This is a genomic window from Advenella sp., from assembly GCF_052108595.1.
In the GTDB taxonomy this organism is placed as follows: domain Bacteria; phylum Pseudomonadota; class Gammaproteobacteria; order Burkholderiales; family Burkholderiaceae_B; genus Advenella.
In genome coordinates this window covers 1-17,251 of sequence record NZ_JBQEAU010000100.1, presented here as the reverse complement: position 1 = coordinate 17,251, position 17,251 = coordinate 1, and the positions used below count along the sequence as shown (strand labels likewise).

The 17,251-nt window shown below is 52.6% G+C and carries 17 protein-coding genes; 5 read left to right on the top strand and 12 right to left on the bottom strand.

The features are described 5' to 3' along the window. Positions 1-531: 531 nt before the first annotated feature. The 4 genes from ACTIKR_RS16080 to ACTIKR_RS16065 are packed head-to-tail and all read right to left on the bottom strand — an operon-like array spanning position 532 to position 3,614. Complete coding sequence (locus ACTIKR_RS16080; RefSeq protein ID WP_442328356.1) at positions 532-906, bottom strand: nuclear transport factor 2 family protein; 375 nt, start codon at positions 904-906, stop codon at positions 532-534. Between the two features lie 33 nt (positions 907-939). Further along, positions 940-1,788 carry an amidohydrolase family protein gene (locus ACTIKR_RS16075; RefSeq protein ID WP_442328355.1) on the bottom strand — a complete coding sequence of 283 codons (849 nt, stop codon included), beginning with the start codon at positions 1,786-1,788 and terminating at the stop codon, positions 940-942. Between the two features lie 21 nt (positions 1,789-1,809). Beyond that, positions 1,810-2,652: an alpha/beta fold hydrolase gene (locus ACTIKR_RS16070; protein ID WP_442328354.1), complete on the bottom strand. Its 843-nt coding sequence runs from the start codon at positions 2,650-2,652 to the stop codon at positions 1,810-1,812. Then, positions 2,649-3,614 carry a Bug family tripartite tricarboxylate transporter substrate binding protein gene (locus ACTIKR_RS16065; RefSeq protein ID WP_442328353.1) on the bottom strand — a complete coding sequence of 322 codons (966 nt, stop codon included), beginning with the start codon at positions 3,612-3,614 and terminating at the stop codon, positions 2,649-2,651. Before ACTIKR_RS16065 ends, ACTIKR_RS16070 begins: the two co-directional genes overlap by 4 nt. A 169-nt stretch (positions 3,615-3,783) precedes the next feature. Between ACTIKR_RS16065 and ACTIKR_RS16060 the strand changes: the two genes are divergently transcribed. Next, positions 3,784-4,509 carry a GntR family transcriptional regulator gene (locus ACTIKR_RS16060; protein WP_442328352.1) on the top strand — a complete coding sequence of 242 codons (726 nt, stop codon included), beginning with the start codon at positions 3,784-3,786 and terminating at the stop codon, positions 4,507-4,509. A gap of 87 nt (positions 4,510-4,596) precedes the next feature. Continuing rightward, entirely contained in the window at positions 4,597-5,340 is a 744-nt protein-coding gene (locus ACTIKR_RS16055) for a transporter substrate-binding domain-containing protein (protein ID WP_442328351.1), read from the top strand. A 20-nt stretch (positions 5,341-5,360) separates the two neighbouring features. Here the strand turns inward: ACTIKR_RS16055 and ACTIKR_RS16050 are convergent, their stop codons facing one another. After that, entirely contained in the window at positions 5,361-6,131 is a 771-nt protein-coding gene (locus tag ACTIKR_RS16050) for a class I SAM-dependent methyltransferase (protein ID WP_442328350.1), read from the bottom strand. Between the two features lie 64 nt (positions 6,132-6,195). Between ACTIKR_RS16050 and ACTIKR_RS16045 the strand changes: the two genes are divergently transcribed. Further along, positions 6,196-6,669, top strand: a complete 474-nt coding sequence (locus tag ACTIKR_RS16045; RefSeq protein ID WP_442328349.1) for a MarR family winged helix-turn-helix transcriptional regulator — start codon at positions 6,196-6,198, stop codon at positions 6,667-6,669. Positions 6,670-6,798: 129 nt separating this feature from the next. On the opposite strand, the gene ACTIKR_RS16040 is transcribed toward ACTIKR_RS16045, so the two are convergent. From ACTIKR_RS16040 to ACTIKR_RS16010, 7 genes are all read right to left on the bottom strand, one after another. Continuing rightward, positions 6,799-7,380 carry a nuclear transport factor 2 family protein gene (locus ACTIKR_RS16040; protein ID WP_442328348.1) on the bottom strand — a complete coding sequence of 194 codons (582 nt, stop codon included), beginning with the start codon at positions 7,378-7,380 and terminating at the stop codon, positions 6,799-6,801. A gap of 141 nt (positions 7,381-7,521) precedes the next feature. Further along, positions 7,522-8,058 (bottom strand): hypothetical protein, encoded by a 537-nt coding sequence (locus ACTIKR_RS16035; RefSeq protein WP_442328347.1) that lies wholly within the window; start codon positions 8,056-8,058, stop codon positions 7,522-7,524. A 30-nt stretch (positions 8,059-8,088) separates the two neighbouring features. Continuing rightward, entirely contained in the window at positions 8,089-8,829 is a 741-nt protein-coding gene (locus ACTIKR_RS16030) for an SDR family NAD(P)-dependent oxidoreductase (protein ID WP_442328357.1), read from the bottom strand. 63 nt (positions 8,830-8,892) lie between these two features. Continuing rightward, positions 8,893-10,368: an aldehyde dehydrogenase family protein gene (locus ACTIKR_RS16025; RefSeq protein ID WP_442328346.1), complete on the bottom strand. Its 1,476-nt coding sequence runs from the start codon at positions 10,366-10,368 to the stop codon at positions 8,893-8,895. Then, complete coding sequence (locus ACTIKR_RS16020) at positions 10,365-11,960, bottom strand: GMC family oxidoreductase (RefSeq protein ID WP_442328345.1); 1,596 nt, start codon at positions 11,958-11,960, stop codon at positions 10,365-10,367. Before ACTIKR_RS16020 ends, ACTIKR_RS16025 begins: the two co-directional genes overlap by 4 nt. Positions 11,961-12,180: 220 nt before the next feature. Continuing rightward, positions 12,181-13,086, bottom strand: a complete 906-nt coding sequence (locus tag ACTIKR_RS16015; protein WP_442328344.1) for a helix-turn-helix domain-containing protein — start codon at positions 13,084-13,086, stop codon at positions 12,181-12,183. Positions 13,087-13,674: 588 nt separating this feature from the next. Then, positions 13,675-14,604, bottom strand: a complete 930-nt coding sequence (locus tag ACTIKR_RS16010; protein WP_442328343.1) for an NmrA/HSCARG family protein — start codon at positions 14,602-14,604, stop codon at positions 13,675-13,677. Positions 14,605-14,702: 98 nt separating this feature from the next. Between ACTIKR_RS16010 and ACTIKR_RS16005 the strand changes: the two genes are divergently transcribed. Beyond that, positions 14,703-15,137, top strand: coding sequence for a winged helix-turn-helix transcriptional regulator (locus ACTIKR_RS16005; RefSeq protein ID WP_442328342.1), 435 nt, complete (start codon positions 14,703-14,705; stop codon positions 15,135-15,137). 656 nt (positions 15,138-15,793) lie between these two features. Further along, entirely contained in the window at positions 15,794-16,885 is a 1,092-nt protein-coding gene (locus ACTIKR_RS16000) for an alkene reductase (RefSeq protein ID WP_442328341.1), read from the top strand. Positions 16,886-17,251: the final 366 nt, after the last annotated feature.

Sequence of the window (17,251 nt, the reverse complement as noted above, 5' to 3'; positions counted from 1 at the left end):
TGACAAACAGTACGGAAAATTCAAAGCTGAATGACGGATGTGTTCAAAACTGAATGACGAATTTTTTGTAAGTCGTTGATTCTAATATACTGTGAATTCGTAACTCAATGACAATCGACAGGGGTCGACTGTCGAACCATCCATAATCCGCTGAATGGCCTCATCAATGATGTGCAAAGGGACAAAAAAAACCACTCGTTTGGCTTAACTGGGTGCTCAAACCGGTCCTCGATGGTCAGATCGAGCTGCGCCCTCCGGCAGGCGCGTATGTCGTGCGCCCGCTTAGCTCACACCCGTCACGGAAAATACGCGTCTTCACTGAATTCCTGATTGAGTACTTTGAACAGTCCCCTTATTTTGGGAAACCTGCTCTTGGCTGAAACGTTCATCGACCATGATGACTTGAAGGGGGTTTAGCGCCGCAGCAGTAAAAGCCGAACTGCCGAACGCAAACATCCATATCGGATACCTCGGAGGGTGTAGCCGGCAGTATTTATACTAGTGTCCTAGCATACCCACCGGCCGAGGACGTTACTCTTTGCCCACCTTAAAGGGGCCCGCGTCTTCAGATGTCTTCACCGTCCACGAGCCGGACTGCCGGAACGAGCTGGCAGAAGCATAGGTATCTTCCATGAACTGGAAATAGATCATCTTTCCGTCACGGACCTTGGCATGGACGGAAAACGGTGATGTGAACACGCGGTCTACCGCAATGGACCGATAAGTAAACTTACCGAAAATCGCGACGTCCTCGCCAGAGGCGATTTTATCAGTGACGGTGAAGTCTTCGGTTTTCCAATAATCGGCGAGCTGCAAGAACAAGCGATTGAAGATTTGCGGGCCTAGAGAAACATAGGTTGCGTCTGGCGCCGCCAGCTTCTCTGCAGCAGCGAACGAAGTGCGCATAAGATCTTTCTCCGAACATACGAGCGCTTCGGCTTACACAGTGGGTCGATACAATGAGACTGCATTATCCCACAGCACTTTTCTGGATAGTTGCGGTCCTAGAACCTCTCGGATTATCTGAATATCCTGGGCTTGAAAAGGGCGTTTTGCCCGAGTTGATGGAAGGTCTGTGCCAAAAATGAGTGCGTCAGGGTTTCTTTGTGCAATACGTTCTAATGCCTTTGATACATTCATTTTGACTCGACCAAACCCAGTGGCTTTGATACGTGCGCCTGCATCTACCAAATCAAGTAACACAGGTAAGCCTTCCTCGGTCATGCCCAAGTGATCAATTACTATTTGCGGCAGGTTTGACAGTTTTTCTACGTGTTGCTTTAAACTGGCAGCATCCGCATAGATCTCTGCATGCCATTTGCCTACGGTATGAACACGAGTCGCCATTTGTACCAAATCATCTATGTTTGTTGTGCGGCCTCTATACATGTTGAAACGTAGAGCGCGAACCCCAACAGCAGCCAGATCAGAGATCTCGCTGTCCGGCATATTCGGTGGAGCCTGAGTTACCCCGACCCACCTAGGGCCGAGCTTGCTCAAAACTGCTTTCAAATATGTTTGGTCAAATCCCTGGAACGAGCCAGATACGACAGCTCCAGAAGTAATCCGCAACGGTTTAACGTCGGACAAATATTGTTGTAGCGGATAAGGCGGTGGCAAATATCCCTGATTTGGTATTAAAGGATAATTAGGGTCAATTATATGACAATGAGAATCGAATAGTTCTTCCGAACCCGAGCTTTCTGCAGCGTATCCGATCATGCTGCTTCCTGCGCCGAGTGTGGTAAGTGCGGCTAAACCTTGTATAAATTTGCGACGTGAATACATTGTGCTCCTCCTGGGTTTTATTTATTCGGCTCTTATAAGTGAATGAATTATGTTGGCAATTTCTTTGGGTGCTTCAATCGGGGTGTAGTGTCTTAGTTTGGGTAAAACGACGAGTTTTGAATCTTTGATGCAGTCTTTGATTTCCCGCGCCATTTTCACCGGCGTTGCGTAGTCTTCTTCTCCTACTACGATTGTCGTCGGCCCTCTGTAATGGCTTAGATTTGTTCGCTCGTCCGCGTTGCCAAGCATACGGCAACTTTCCAGATACGCTACGGGGTTATTTTTGAGAAACACTTCTATTGCTTGTGGAATTTGATCTGGGCATTTGGTAATGTAATCATCAGAGAACCAGCGGTGAAGTTGAAATCCGATCAGGTCCGATAATCCGTTGTTCATAGCACGCTGCCCGCGTTCCTCCCAGGCAGATATCGCACTGAGTCCATAATAGGCAGTCGTGTCTATTACACATAAGCTTGCTAATCGGTCTGGATACCAGCCTGCGAAGGCAAGTGCTACAGTGCCACCCATTGAGCACCCCACCAAGTGCACGGACGGAATTTCCAAATGATCGAGAACATCGACAACATCATCAGCAAATTGTTTTGTGGAATATGGACCATTAGGGCGATCAGAATCTCCGTGTCCACGGCAGTCGAGCGCGTAAACAGTGGCATTCACATGAAGTTCCCGGGCTACGTCCGTCCACATTTTTCCATCCATCGCAAGAGCATGGATAAATAGGACTGGCGTCTCTGCAGCTTGTCCGTTGCACAAAATGCGCAAATTTAATGCACAGTTATCTCTGGTTAAAATAATCAAACTAGATTCATCGGCCCCTTGATTACTTCGGTCGGTTTCTCTCATTTTGCGTTCGCCCCGGATTTCTCAACTAATTCCTTCCAGAACTCGAGATCCTTGGCCATTTTCGCGTCCAACTCATTTGGGGTGCTGGTTTTGACTTCAAAGCCACTATTTGAGAGTTCTTTTCTCAGCTTTGAATCCGATAACACTTTAGCAATGTCACTCGCTATTTTTTCTCGTATCTCAATTGGGGTGTCTTTGGGGGTCATGAAGCCAAACCAGGTATCAACCTCATAGCCCTTCAATGTTTCACCGACTGTTGGTACCTCAGGAAAAGAGGCAAGCCTTTCTTTAGAGGTAATAGCGATTGCATGAATGCGGCCACTTCGAATCAGACTAATAGTCGCAGGCAGTCCTGTAGAGACCAGTTGAATTTGTCCTCCCATCAGGTCGGCCAGTGCAGGGCCGCCTCCTCGATAGGGGATATGGGTAAGCTGTTTAGCACCCTGTCGCTTCATGAGTTCTGCTGCCAGATGCCCGGGTGAGCCGCTACCCGCAGTGCCGTAATTTAAGGGTTGCTCAGATTTAAGTACATCAGTCATGGTTTTGAGAGATGAATTCTCACCACTGACCAATACTTGAGGCGCTGTTGCAACTAGAGCAACACCAGATAAATCTTCGATTGCATTGAACGGAGGTTTGGGAAATAACAAAGGATTTGCCAGCACGCCGTCTCCCCAGAACAACAATGTATATCCATCGCCTGGTCTATTTATGACGTTTTGTGCCCCTATATTTCCACCAGCTCCCGCACGGTTTTCAATTACTATGGGCTGTCCCCACAATTTTCCCAGGCCGTTACTAATGTGTCGTGCTATTACGTCAAAGCTGCCTCCTGGGCTGAAAGGCACTACCACTTTAACTGGTTTTTCGGGAAAAGTGCTTTGAGCAATGCTAGCGGTTCCCGCGATAGACAGTGCACCGGCCACCATTGCTTGCATGAATATTCTTTTGCTATTACCCATCAATGTTTAAACTCCTTCTATACTGATAGACAGCTATTTATATATCAGACTTTTAAATAGCTTTAAAAATACGAAAATATTAATCTCAACTCCTATATAGGAGTATAGATGTTATATAATCTTTTGACATTACGGGTTTTCCCGTAGCAATTGCATGTAGGAGTGAGATTTGGCTTTAAAAACAGACACGCGCTTACCATTACATATTCAAGTGCGAGACGAGTTATTGCGCCGTATTTCAGATCGCATTTGGACCGCAGGAGAAGCGCTACCTGGGGAAGAGCGGCTAGCTGCTGAGTTTTCTATCTCTGTTGGAACAATGCGTAAGGTAATTCAAGCCCTGGTGCAAGAGGGGGTGCTTGAACGCATCCATGGCAAAGGAACGTTTGTTACCAGTGCATTCGAGCGGACCTCAATGCTTCGGTTTGTACGTTTTCGTGGGCCAGGTAAAAATACTTTGCCCAAAGCCAATGTTTTGAAACTATCCATAGAAAAGGCGCCCGCTGAGATCGCAGCAAAGTTGCAACTTACTCCTGGAGCGAAAACAATTTATATGCACAGATCACGTTCCTATGATGACGAAATTGTTTTGGTAGAGCATATCTGGTTGTCTCATAAACGCTTTTCTAAACTCATTCCACATTTAGAGACTGAATCGCCTCCTTTGCTTTACCCAATCTACGACTCCGTATGTGGCGTTTTGGTTTCCCGGGCTATTGATGAGTTGGAAATGGACGTGATTTCCCAGGAAGATGCCCAAGTGTTCAAGGTCCCTGCGGAAACGCCGTGTATGAGAATAGAACGTACGATGCATGATCATCTTGGAGACGTCGTAGAGTGGAGAACATCTTACGTTCCGGCCAATCGATTTCACTACACAGTGGAAATTCGCTAAGGTTCGTAGGACCGTCCTTAAGACTTGGACCAGGATAATCAATGGCTGGATGGCATAAGCATCGAATTTTGAAAACGAGGTAATATTTTGCACAATAGTTTTTTAACTCATGAGATTAAGAATTCCTTTGCTCTTACTGGAAGATTGCGTGCTTCTATAAACGTAGGGAACCCGATATTGGCTAAACGGGGCGGCGATAATGTTGGCGGCGTTTCAGTGGATTTGGCACAAGCATTTGGTGATGCATTGGGCGTAGAAGTGGAGTTCAAGGTGTTTGAGTCAGCCAGGGAGTCGGTCCAAGCAGTCTCGAATAACAACGCGGACATCGGTTTTTTTGCGATAGATCCGCTGCGAGCCAACGAGATAGCCTTTACTCCACCCTATGTGCTAATTGAAGGCTCCTATTTGGTCGCAGAAAATTCTGCGCTTACCAGTAATCATGAAGTGGACGCTCCAGGGATGCGATTAGTAGTAGGGGCAGGCAGCGCATATGATTTGTTTCTCTCGCGCGAAATAAAGCATGCCGAAATCATCAGATCGGCAACTTCGCCCACGGTCGTTGATACCTATGTAGCCATTTCTGCAGATGTTGCGGCGGGCGTGAAACAACAATTGGAGGCGGACTCCCAGAGATTGGGAGGATTAAGATTGCTGCCAGGAAATTTTATGGTGATACGTCAAGCGATGGGATGTTCCAAATCGCTCCCTGAGGCTGCAACTCGCTTTCTACGAAACTTTATTGAAGCAAAGAAGAGAAGCGGTTACGTAGGCGAGTCCTTAATTAGAAATAGAATCGATGGGGCGACGGTGGCTCCACCAGATGGACAGTAGGTTTCGTCATTAATAGTGGTTTATCTATTAGCATTAGCTGGAACATTGCCCACTAGCAGAGATAAAGGCCAGGAAACTCGCCTTCTTTGTTCCCGGCTTCCCCATCTTTCGCGCAACTCTGTTTCAAAAGCGGTGACAGGATTTGAGGTCAAGGTCTTTTGTGCGAGTTTCACTGCGGACCAAGTTGACACATAACCAAGTAGATCGTCAACGGTCCAGGACACAGTAATGGCCAGTTCTGGCAGCATTCTTTTAGGAAAAGGGAAGGGAAGATTTCGATATCCTTCCTCTACATGTCTTCTTTCAGCAGGCCAATATGGGCCGATAACTTCATAATAGAAATTTTGAACAAGCTCGTCGACGTCGCCGTCAACATGTAGCACACCATAAGAAATAAGAGCAATGCCGGCATCTGGTACGGCAATACGCTGGACTTCTTGGTAGAACTTGTCTAAGTCAAGCCAATGAGCAGCCTGCGCAACGGTAATGAGATCAACCGATCTATCGGGTAAACCGCTTTCTTCTGCAGGCGCAGCACGGTAAGTAACCCCTTTCTTAGCCTGCGTTTTTTGGATTTGTGCGGTGCTAGCATCAGTAGCAATAACCTGGGTAAATTTTTCAGCTAGTAGTACAGAGAGTTGCCCTGTTCCACATCCACAGTCGAGCGCAAGCTTTGTTCCTGGACATATTTTGACTAGTTCATCGACCAGCTCAGGTGGATAGGTCGGTCTGTGTGCAGCGTAATTGTCAGAACCGGTGGAGAAATGATCTTTGAACGGGGTTTGGGTCATAGTAAAAGTTGGGTTGAGAACATCTATTGGACAAATGCATTAGCGCTAATGTACAATATTTTTTATGAATTTAAAAGTAAAACCTGGCTTGGGAGAGCTGCTCCGATACCTTGTGGAGCTCGTCGATGAAGGAGCGGAAGATCATTACCGCGCAATGAATGTAGCCTATCGAGCTAGATATACTCCAGTAATGAGAGCCTTAAGCGTAGGGGCTGAGACTATCTCCGACATCACCGCTAGCACTTATTTAACGCAAGGCGCTATTAGTCAATCAGTTGGATTGATGGAGAGGGACGGTCTAATAACGAGACATGCGTTGGAGGATGGGCGTAAGAGCGCTGTGCATTTGACGCCAAAAGGCAGGGCATTACTAAAGAAGTTGGAACAGCACTGGAAGGTGACTTTCAATACTATTGAAAATTTAGAACAGGAAATCGAGTATCCGCTTTTGTCCGTTTTGGAAAGGGCCGCTCGGGCGCTTGAGCATAACGGCTTTTCAGCCAGACTGAGCGAGGAAAAGAAAAAGCAACAAAGTTAGTATGCTAGTAGAGTGGTAGCCCCTATATTTCTTATACTTTTGTCTGATTTCCATTCGCATCGAACACCTCGAAAGGTGCGGCCGGCAGTATTTTCACTAGTATCCTAGCATACCCACCGGCCGAGGACGTTACTCTTTGCCCACCTTAAAGGGGCCCGCGTCTTCAGATGTCTTCACCGTCCACGAGCCGGACTGCCGGAACGAGCTGGCAGAAGCATAGGTATCTTCCATGAACTGGAAATAGATCATCTTTCCGTCACGGACCTTGGCATGGACGGAAAACGGTGATGTGAACACGCGGTCTACCGCAATGGACCGATAAGTAAACTTACCGAAAATCGCGACGTCCTCGCCAGAGGCGATTTTATCAGTGACGGTGAAGTCTTCGGTTTTCCAGTAATCCGCGAGCTGCAAGAACAAGCGACTGAAGGCTTGCGGGCCCTTGTTTGTGCCGGTCCAGGGAAGGATCTTCTTGAGTTCCGGATTGTCGAAATTCAGAGAAACATAGGTCGCGTCTGGCGCCGCCAGCCTTTGTGCAGCAGCTTCAACTTTATCTGGCGCCGTGTTGGCCAGAAACTCCATCACAACCGCGAGAGAAGCAGCAGACTGCGCTTCGCTAGTCGACTGTGCTGCAACAGTGTTGACAGGCAAAATGGACGCAGCGAGCGTAGTTACTGCAGCGAGCGCTTTAATTCGAGCAATTGTGTTCATGAGTTTTCTCCGTTTATATCGTTAATTACCGCTAGTTGTTCGTGACATTTCACGTTTGCGAGCCAGGGTTGATAGGGTGAGCCATGTGCGAAAATACTGGAATCTAATCTGGTGAATGGCTGGATGGCGCTTAATCATCGGCTACTTGTCCTTGTCCGATTCTGCGAACATCCATGGGCGTAAAGCTCGATGAACGCGAGGAAGGATCACCCATGTCAGAGTGACCGTGAGTACTATCGAGCTTGCTGTCAGTAGCACGAGCCAGTTCACTGAGTCTGCAAGGGGGCGGGCCAGGACCACATTGACAGCAACCAAAGTCGGGTAGACACCCAGCCATGTCGCAGCCGCCTGCTTCCATTTGGGCATGCTGGCTGATCCCGGAATGCTGACGATGCTAGTATGGCCGGCTTGCGGCTGGATGGTCCGCAATGAGTAATTTAAGCCCTCCGCGCGCAACAGCAGGAATGCGTCCGATACCAACCAACTGTCCAGTTGTTCCTGGGAGTCGAACTGCACCACCGTATGGGATATCGCCGGCCCTTGATCAAGCCGAATAATCGAGCGAAAGCCGGACGCTGCGCGAACGCTCTCTCCCATTTTTTTCGCCCATTCAACGAATGCCTGTTCGTGCGCAGGGCGAATAATGTGACTGACGACTACACCAGAAATTTCTGACATGCTCGTTATTCCTTTTATCTGCGTGGTTGCTTATGCATTTGCCCCGCCGTCCACAGTCAGGGCGATGCCAGTCACCATTTTTGCGGCAGGGCTTGCAAGGAACACGACCGCGTCAGCGATCTCTCTTGGCTCGGCGTAACGCCCGATTGAGGACAGAGCTCGCTGGAAATCTGCACTTTCTCCATCCGCCGGGTTAGCCTCAGTATTGGTCGATCCGGGTTGGACTAGATTGACCGTAATGCCCTGCGGGCCGAGTTCGCGCGACAGCCCACGAGTGAACGAGAGCAGAGCCGACTTTGACATGGCGTAAGCTGTGATTCCCGGAAACGGGACGCGCTCTGCTAAAGCCGACCCGATCGAGATGATGCGACCGCCCTCGCGCAGGTGCGGTATTGCGGCTTGTGCCGCAACAAAGGGACCGCGGACGTTGACGTCCATCATCGCCTGGAATTTGGCCAGATCGACCTGCGCGACAGGGCCAGTGAGTCCGAGGGCGGCGTTGTTGACGAGAATATCGAGACTGCCAAGCGTTTCGACGGTCTCGCTGACGGCCCGCTTTATGGCATCCGGATTGGCACTGTCGGCTTCAATAGCCAGGCCACGGCGACCCAGTTTCTCGATCGAAGCCACGATGCTTTGCGCATTCTTGGCCGACTTTTGGTAGGTGATGGCCACGTCCGCGCCGTTAGCGGCCAGGGCCTGTGCGATTGCGGCGCCAATGCCGCGGGAACCGCCAGTGACCAGCGCGCGCTTGCCTGTAAGACTCATAATATTTCTTCCTTCTATGACATTAATGACCAAGAGGGGCCCCAACAACGGCGACTCAGGTGACGCTTAGGCTTGCATCAGGCCCGGATTGAACGTAATTGTTCTGATCTCGGTAAAGTCGTCGATCGCCGTTATGCCATTCAGACGCCCGAGGCCCGAGTGTTTGGAACCGCCTTCTTCGGCGTCTTCGCTGACGGCGCCCCATTCATTGATCCAGACCAAGCCCGCTTCGATCCTGGGAGCAATACACAGGGCCTTCGATAGGTCGCGCGTCCAGATGCTGGCCCCCAAGCCATAGATACTGTCGTTAGCCAGGGCGACGGCCTCCTGCACCGTGGAAAAGCGCTGCATGGTGACCACGGGGCCGAAGGTCTCCTGCTGAACGACTTGCATCTTTGGATCAGTAACCTCCAGGAAAGTGGGGCGAAAAAATGCACCTTTCGACAGCGGACCATCGGTTAAAGGTCCTCCTCGCACGACGACCTCAGCGCCTTCGGCAATGGCACGCTCAACAACTTTATTGACCCGTTCGACGTTCTCGCGGTCGATCATCGGGCCCATATCGCTCGACAGGTCCGCCGCAGGTCCGATCTTCACTGCGCGCAGGCGCTCGGCGAACCGTTTCTTGAACTCCTCGGCAATCCCTTCATGCACGATAACGCGCTGGCCTGTCACGCAGAACTGGCCCGCGAACTTCGTCAGCGACGTCACGAGCATCGGCAGCGCCAGATCAAGATCGGCATCGTCAAACACGATTGCCGGGGTCTTGCCACCCAATTCCAGCCCGATGCGCTTGAAATGCGGTGCTGCGCTAAGCGCGATCGCCTTGCCTGTTCCGGTGCTGCCAGTAAAGCTAATGACCGGAACCTCCGGAGAGGCAACGATATGTTTGGCACCGTCGCCAGCCTCGTCAGTGAACACGTTGATCACCCCGCGTGGCAGTTCCGGTACCTCGGCAAAGATCTTCGAGATAGTCGCGGTGATCTGGGCACTCTTGCCCGGCATCTTGACGATCACAGCACAACCGGCCGCCAGGGCAGGCGCCAGCGATCGCACCATTAAAATAACAGGGGAGTTCCAGGGTGCTATGACGCACGCCACGCCCATCGGCTGGCGCCTCATCATCGCGATTCTTCCCGGCCCGGAGTCCACAATCCGTCCGGCTTCCGTGCGCGCGATGCCAGCAAAGTACCGCAGCGACGGAATGCAAAGATCGACTTCGAAGGTGGCATCGCCCTGGATCTTGCCGTTTTCGGTGTAAAGGATCTTGATAAGTTCATCCCGATTACGCTCGAACGCGTCCGCGAGCTTGTCGAGCACACGCGCCCGCAGCTTGCGGTCATGTACCCACTCTGACTCGCTCATTGCGCGCTTCGCGGCGACTATGGCCGCCTTGGCGGTTTCAACACCACCTTCGGCGTAAGTGCCGATGACCTCGTAGGTGGCGGGGTTTATGGACTCACGGACCGTATCCGAGCCCAGCCACTCGCCGCCGACCCAGTTCAACGCGGGATTGGACTGGTGGGAGGTATTCATATTCATGGGAGACTCCTGTGTTTCGTTTGGTGAATTGTCGGCGAGGCATTACCCAGCCGGGCTGCAATCCGTTCAGCGACCATGACGGTTGTCACGTTGGTTGGCACTGACGGAACATGAGGGAAGATCGATGCATCGACAACGTGCAGGCCGCTGATGCCACGCACCGCGCCCCAGGCATTGACGACGGCCGTCGGATCATCGTCGGCACCCATCGGAACAGTGGAGGTCGGATGGGCATAGGTAGAGACGTTCGCAATGACGTATTCTCGCAACCGTGCATCGTCTGTCGGCAGGGGCGGAGTGATACCACTATCGACAATGCCGGCGAACGGCTCGGTCGCGGCGATCGTGCTCGTCAGGCGCACGACCTCCATCAGGCGTTCGAGATCGCTCGGATCGTCGAGGAAGTTGTATTGGATGCGAGGGTGGACCCGGGGATCGCGCGACATGATCTGGAACGAGCCGATGGAGCGCGGCAGCACCAGCGCCGATGCCAATACAATCGCGCCGCCAGTGGTGCTGTGCATTGGATCGAAGAAGTGCGTCGCTGAAATCTGAAGATCAAGGTCGCCAGAACTTGCGCCCTTCGAACCCGTCCACGCCAACGCTCCGGCGGCAGGCAACATCGCCTTATGCTCCGCCTTCAGCGCATAGACACCGTAAATGAGGGGGTGGTCCTGAAGTCTCGCGCCCACCGGCAGGTCCGCCACCACCGGAATATCGAGGCTGCGAAGGTGCGCCGAAGGACCAATCCCGGATCGCATCAGGATCGCCGGACTTCCAAACGCACCCGCGCAGAGGACCACCTCACCGCCCGACACGACTTCGCCGGTGACCAGACGTACGCCGTCGGCGCGTTTGCCTTCGAGCACCAGCCGATCGACCTCGGCATCGCCTCGGATAGTCAGGTTGGGACGCGCGCGTACGGCATCGGAGAGATAGGTCATACCGGTGTTCATCCGCACGCCGTCCACAACATTGAGCGGATATGGCCCTACGCCATCGGCAGTGGCACCATTGAAGTCGCTGACTGCTGCCAGGCCATTGGCGCGCGATGCGTCCACGAAGGCACGCGATGACGCCGACAGCTCCGCCATAGTGCGCTGTCGGATGGGAAGTGGTCCGTTACGGCCATGCCAGTCACTTTCACCGCTCGGGGTATTCTCCAATGTCTTGAAAGTCGGTAATACGTCGTCCCACGACCATCCCTCGATCCCGAGTGCAGACCAGCGGGAGAAATCAGACGGCCGGGCGCGTATCGCCACGGTGCCGTTTAGCGCAGTACTACCGCCGATCACCTTGCCACGTGGGGCTGGGATATCGTGACCCAGCTTTGCCTTGTCGTCGCTCACGTACTGCCAGTTGAAATCCGGCGCCGCGACTGTCCCGGCGTCAGTCAGGCTGGAAGGATAAGCCTTTGGCGCAAAGTCCGGACCCGCGTCGAGAAGCAGCACCTGTCTCGAAGGGTCTTCGCTAAGTCGGGCAGCGAGCACAGCTCCGGCGGAGCCCCCGCCGATGATGATCACTGCAGGCTTTCGGGCAAAGGCGCTAGCGCCTTTGCCGATCTGTGCGGCAGTCTTTTTCCCTGAAGTCATGCGAATCCCCCTCGTTACGTTCCTGATGTAGCGGTTCTGCTCGAAAACGGGAGCAATACCTGCTTATCAAGTGCCTATGTTAGGGAGAGGCAGAGCAAATAGCGGCGCAAAAATTGCTGTTATGGTGCCGATCTTGCGCATCAATCAGGCGTGCGTACCCGTGGCTTGGCAAAGCGGCAGATGTAAGCTTCTTCGTGAACGCGACAGCGTTGGCTTTCTGCTATGTGCTGAAGCACACCGGAGCACGGACTGCCCGACGATATTCGGAGGGGCTCATATGCTGATGTTTGGTGAATACTCGGGCGAGTACCTGGTTGGATGAGTATCCAACTTCTAGGGCGATCTCGGTAATCGGAAGATCCGTCTGTTCGAGAAGTTCGCAGGCCTTTTCCATCCTCAGTTGCGTCAGGTACACTCGTGGTGGCACACCAACGCTTTGCTTGAACATGCGGGCGAAATGAAAAGGTGAAAGTTGCGCCTCGGCGGCCAGTTCGTCCAGGGTGATGTCTTCCGACAGCCGAGCGCGCATCAACTCCTGACTACGCCGTTCAGCCCACGGGGCAAGGCCACCCTTTGCCGAGGTGAACGATGCTCCGCTCAACCGGCATAGCTCGGCCAGGATCTCGCAGCCTGCCGCTCGCGCCAGCAGACGTGACGGCACCCCTTCCTCGTTGCCCAAAGCCCACAAGTTCCGGAGCGATGACTGGATGGTCGGCGAGTGAAACGACCCTTTGTATAGTTGCAGGCGTTCTGCGGTGAAACTACCGTTGGAGGCTTCATTAAGCACTGTCTGCCACTGCGCCAGAGGAAAGGACAAGGCGCGAAGCTGGTGACTGTTGTCGACCGAGATTGTATGAGCGAAGTCCGGCGCAGCGAGATAGAACGAGCCTTTTGCGCTCCTCACATTGAATTGTCCTCCCCCCGCGTTGCCCCGAACACGGCTGCCCCCGAGCATATCTTGATGCAAAACGAGATCCGGCAGGGCTGGGTGATCCATTTCTCCGGCAGGTCTATTCACCTCAAGCAGGTCGAGGACGCCGCCCGAGGATTTTTTCGTGCGCACATAGGAAGCATCTCGGCCCTCGGTGTACCATTGGGAGAAACATGAATAGACAACTACGGTCATTGCTCTTCTTCCTTATGGATTGGCTGATGCCTCAATCGGACAGCTGCACCAACCACGCGCCAGCTAAGAACTGCCTGATCCATTTCCGGCAGGAAGTGCTCACGCTTGGACTGTTTACGTTTGCCAGCGGATTTGGCATCAGCAAAGTTAATTTGTATCATGCGGTGAGGCATTTTACCTTTTTAGGGGGTATTTTCAGAACTTCCCTAGCGAACACGGGATTCTTTATCACATCTGCAATCATCCCAAGTTTTTGAAATGCGCAATAACTATTAGATTTGTAGCGAGATAAAACGCTGATGTGTAACCTAAGTAGTAGGGCGCAAGTCTTCTCCGTAGACGCAGACACAGTGATGCCTGAGCCAGTAACGGAGATGAGCGTCGCCGGGAGGACGGAGGCGGTCATCACGATTGTTGACCGTCTTGCAAGCAACAATCAGGTCAGGCTCCGTTCAAGTGACGTGTTGGCGTGAGGAACATGGCAGCAATGTCGTATCGGAAAATGTAATGACACTCATCATGCCGATTGCCTTGCGAGTCACTACATTGGATAGTTGGCGATTACGCAGAGCCTATTTCACGCTGCTTTTACGCGCCAACTTTTCGCAGTAGGGTTCCCGCAGAATCAACAGCCATTCCTGCCTTGAGGGCAGTATCGAGGTCTTTACGTCCGTTGCCAATAAGCCAGGATCTGAACGAAAGCATCTCCGAATTCATCTGACGCATTACATTGAGGTCCACGTGGTTTGCAAGAGGGCCGTTTTCTAAACTCTCGGCCATCTGCCCTAGGTCGGGACTGGCTGCGAGGACCTGGTCTGAGAAGCGCGCATAGATGATCGGACGGCCGGCGGCTTCGGTAAAAGCGGCCTGCAGCTCGCGGCCGGTGACGGTATCGCTCGCAAGCTTCAGTGTTTCTCCTCCGAACCGGATCTTGTCGGCAAAGATCGCGGCGACAAATTTCCCTATATCTTCTACGGCGACCAGTTGCATTGATTGCTCTGGCCTGAGGAAGAATGTGTACCGATTTTCTTCTAACCCGTATCCGGGTCTCACAAGCATCTGCATAAATATCATTGGTCGGACGATCGTTGCCGTGAGTGGCAACGTGCGGATGTGTGCCTCGATGAGGGGCTTGGCGTCAAAGCGCGGGATCCCCGTTGGCTTTTCTCCAACGCTAGCACCCGAAGAATAGACGAAATGTGTCACATTGCTTTGGGCGGCCAGATCCGCGATCAGACAGCCGAAGCGCACTTCGTCATCATGAGACAAATTGCCCGGCAGAACGCTAAAGACGCCATATGTATCCTTCATTGCGGAACGGATTGAGTCGATGTCCGCGAACGACCCCTGCACGAGTTCAATACCCTGCTTGCGAAGTGCAATCGAATTTGCTGCTTCGGCGTCTCGTACGAGCGCCCGAACAGCCCACTGCGCCCGCTGCAGCGCCCTGGCGACAGATCCTCCCTGTTGACCGGTCGCGCCGAAGACCAGAATAGGGCGCTGGGTATTATTACTCATGATGTGTCCTCGTATTTGATGATGGGTACTCGTATATAATTTTATATAGTTACGTAAGCCACCGGAAGACGGCACATTTTCGAACCTGAGGCACAGCGATGATACCCATAGACAAATACTATACGCCTGACAAACCGATCCACGATAGTGAAGCAAATGGAGATACGGAAGGCGACGTTTGCTTTACACCGTACCCGTCGAATGGAATCTGTGCAAGGTTCGGCGACAAATGGACCGTGCAAATCCTCTGGCACCTCTCGATCGCCAGGGAGCATCGTCTCCGATTTTCTGCTCTTAAAGGCGAAATCGGGGGAATTACTCAACGCATGCTGACGCTTTCGCTGCGCAATCTGGAGAGAGACGGCCTGGTAATTCGCCATTACTTTCCCGAAGTGCCGCCGCGAGTTGAATATGAATTGACTGCGGTTGGCGCGGGCGTGTTACCTGCTCTTGAAGGTATCAATACCTGGGTTTGGCAAAACATATCTCACATCGAAGAAAGCCGGCGCGCTTACGATGATGCCGATCGGTAAATTGTTTAAATAGGGGCAAATGGGCGTCTTCGGACTATAAGTGACGTTTTAGGGGCGCCCGATAGCGAAAACGCACAGTTTCGGCAACTTAAGTGGATAAAAGAAAATACAGAAATATATTGTTATTTGAATGAATCAGATCTCGTCGCTATTCTTTCAATTAAAGTACTTGGCGTCTAGTAGGAACTTTTCTAGAGAGTGGATTTTTTCTCTCGCAAAGACGTAGAACATGGGTACTTAAACAGGGTCGTTCCAAAAAATCCTACGTTATTAGAATCATGCCCAGGGCAAGGCGGTGGTCTGTTTCTATCCTGCTCAAAGCGGGAGCCTGAATATCAGTGACATACTTGCGCTTGATATCCCTAATACTTTTAAGTCTTTTTCAACGGAATCCTCGAAGGGCTCGATTTTAATGGGTCTTGGGCTACTGTTTTGATTCCTACATACATTTGAGTTATAACCAAAGATTTGACAAAATAGATTATGGGTATCATCATAAATTACCTTGGTATTCTCCTGATGCCTGGACGATGAGCACTACCCATCGGCTGGCCCGGCGGTATACACCGCAACGAGATTGAATACCTGGCAGACCAGATCACCGTGTCTGTCCAGACATTTTAGAAATCCATCAATCCAATTGGAAAATCGAAAACATGACTCAGAAATCGTTGTTTGCGCCCTATGCGCTGGGCTCGCTGACACTTTCAAACCGCATCGTGCTGGCGCCGCTGACACGTAACCGCGCGCGGGCGGGATTCGTGCCCAGCGAACTGGCCCCCACCTATTATAGCCAGCGTGCTTCGGCCGGCTTGCTGATCGCCGAAGCCACCCAAATCTCGCAGCAGGGCCAGGGATATCAGGACACCCCTGGTATTTACACACAGGCGCAGATTGACGGCTGGCGGCAGGTCACTGATGCGGTTCATGCCAAGGGCGGGCGCATCTTCCTGCAGCTGTGGCACGTTGGACGGATATCGCACGTGGCACTTCAGGAGAACGGCGCTGCGCCGGTCGCGCCCTCTGCCATTCGCGCAGAGACAAAGACCTTCGTGAACAACGAATTCTTGCCTGTCTCTGAACCGCGTGCGCTGAGTCTGGACGAACTGCCGGGTATTGTTGAGGACTTTCGCAAGGCTGCGGCCAACGCGATTGCCGCCGGCTTTGACGGCGTAGAGATCCACGCCGCCAATGGCTATCTGCTGGATCAATTCCTCAAGGACGGTTCCAATGTGCGTGACGACGCCTACGGCGGCTCCGTCGACAATCGCGCGCGTTTGACCCTGGAGGTTGCGGGGGCCGTGGTGAAGGAAGTCGGCGCTGAGCGCACCGGCATTCGCATCTCCCCGATCTCGCCAGCCAATGGCATTTCCAGCAGCGATCCGCAGGCGCAGTTCGACTACCTCGTGGCACAGCTCGACGCGCTGGGATTGGTGTATCTGCACGTCGTTGAAGGGGCGACGGGAGGCGCGCGCGACGTGGCGCCGTTCGACTTCGACGCTTTGCGCCGACAGTTCAGGCACACCTACATCGCTAACAACGGCTACGATCTGGAACTGGCGAACGCCCGGCTCGAAGAGGGCAAAGCCGATCTGTTTGCCTTCGGCCGTCCATTCATCGCCAACCCTGATCTGGTCGAACGCCTGAAAGCGGGCGCGCCACTGGCGGACCTGAATCAGGCCACGCTATATGGTGGCGGTGCGGAGGGTTACATCGACTATCCTGCGCTCGCCACGGCTGACGCGTAACTTCCTCCTGTTGCCTGCTCACCGCAGCCGGCTTAAGCGAATGCTTGAGCCGGCGTTTTCGCATTGTCCCTTGGGTATCAGAGCGCCCCTTGTGAATGTATCGTTCGCGACGAAGCAGCCTTCGCTTCTCTGGAAGAGCCTGCGGAGATGGCGGACGTTCCACGTTGCGCCGCCGTCACACTGTTGCGCGTGCGCGCCGTTGAGCTTTGAAGCCGGGGCGAGAATGACCTGGCCAACGCCGAGCCAGGCTGGCTTCCAATTGACTGGCCGCACACTTGACATGAAACCAACCAACTAGTAGAATGGTTTCGACGTCATCGCTGAGAAACGATTTTAGTGTCTTGCAGTCAGTATATGTCTGGACGC

What these genes read in the sequence shown, in the direction of transcription:
- ACTIKR_RS16080 (WP_442328356.1), bottom strand. Translation starts at nt 906, where the DNA reads ATGCGCACTTCGTTCGCTGCTGCAGAGAAGCTGGCGGCGCCAGACGCA.
- ACTIKR_RS16075 (WP_442328355.1), bottom strand. Translation starts at nt 1,788, where the DNA reads ATGTATTCACGTCGCAAATTTATACAAGGTTTAGCCGCACTTACCACA.
- ACTIKR_RS16070 (WP_442328354.1), bottom strand. Translation starts at nt 2,652, where the DNA reads ATGAGAGAAACCGACCGAAGTAATCAAGGGGCCGATGAATCTAGTTTG.
- ACTIKR_RS16065 (WP_442328353.1), bottom strand. Translation starts at nt 3,614, where the DNA reads ATGGGTAATAGCAAAAGAATATTCATGCAAGCAATGGTGGCCGGTGCA.
- ACTIKR_RS16050 (WP_442328350.1), bottom strand. Translation starts at nt 6,131, where the DNA reads ATGACCCAAACCCCGTTCAAAGATCATTTCTCCACCGGTTCTGACAAT.
- ACTIKR_RS16045 (WP_442328349.1), top strand. Translation starts at nt 6,196, where the DNA reads ATGAATTTAAAAGTAAAACCTGGCTTGGGAGAGCTGCTCCGATACCTT.
- ACTIKR_RS16040 (WP_442328348.1), bottom strand. Translation starts at nt 7,380, where the DNA reads ATGAACACAATTGCTCGAATTAAAGCGCTCGCTGCAGTAACTACGCTC.
- ACTIKR_RS16035 (WP_442328347.1), bottom strand. Translation starts at nt 8,058, where the DNA reads ATGTCAGAAATTTCTGGTGTAGTCGTCAGTCACATTATTCGCCCTGCG.
- ACTIKR_RS16025 (WP_442328346.1), bottom strand. Translation starts at nt 10,368, where the DNA reads ATGAATATGAATACCTCCCACCAGTCCAATCCCGCGTTGAACTGGGTC.
- ACTIKR_RS16020 (WP_442328345.1), bottom strand. Translation starts at nt 11,960, where the DNA reads ATGACTTCAGGGAAAAAGACTGCCGCACAGATCGGCAAAGGCGCTAGC.
- ACTIKR_RS16015 (WP_442328344.1), bottom strand. Translation starts at nt 13,086, where the DNA reads ATGACCGTAGTTGTCTATTCATGTTTCTCCCAATGGTACACCGAGGGC.
- ACTIKR_RS16010 (WP_442328343.1), bottom strand. Translation starts at nt 14,604, where the DNA reads ATGAGTAATAATACCCAGCGCCCTATTCTGGTCTTCGGCGCGACCGGT.
- ACTIKR_RS16005 (WP_442328342.1), top strand. Translation starts at nt 14,703, where the DNA reads ATGATACCCATAGACAAATACTATACGCCTGACAAACCGATCCACGAT.
- ACTIKR_RS16000 (WP_442328341.1), top strand. Translation starts at nt 15,794, where the DNA reads ATGACTCAGAAATCGTTGTTTGCGCCCTATGCGCTGGGCTCGCTGACA.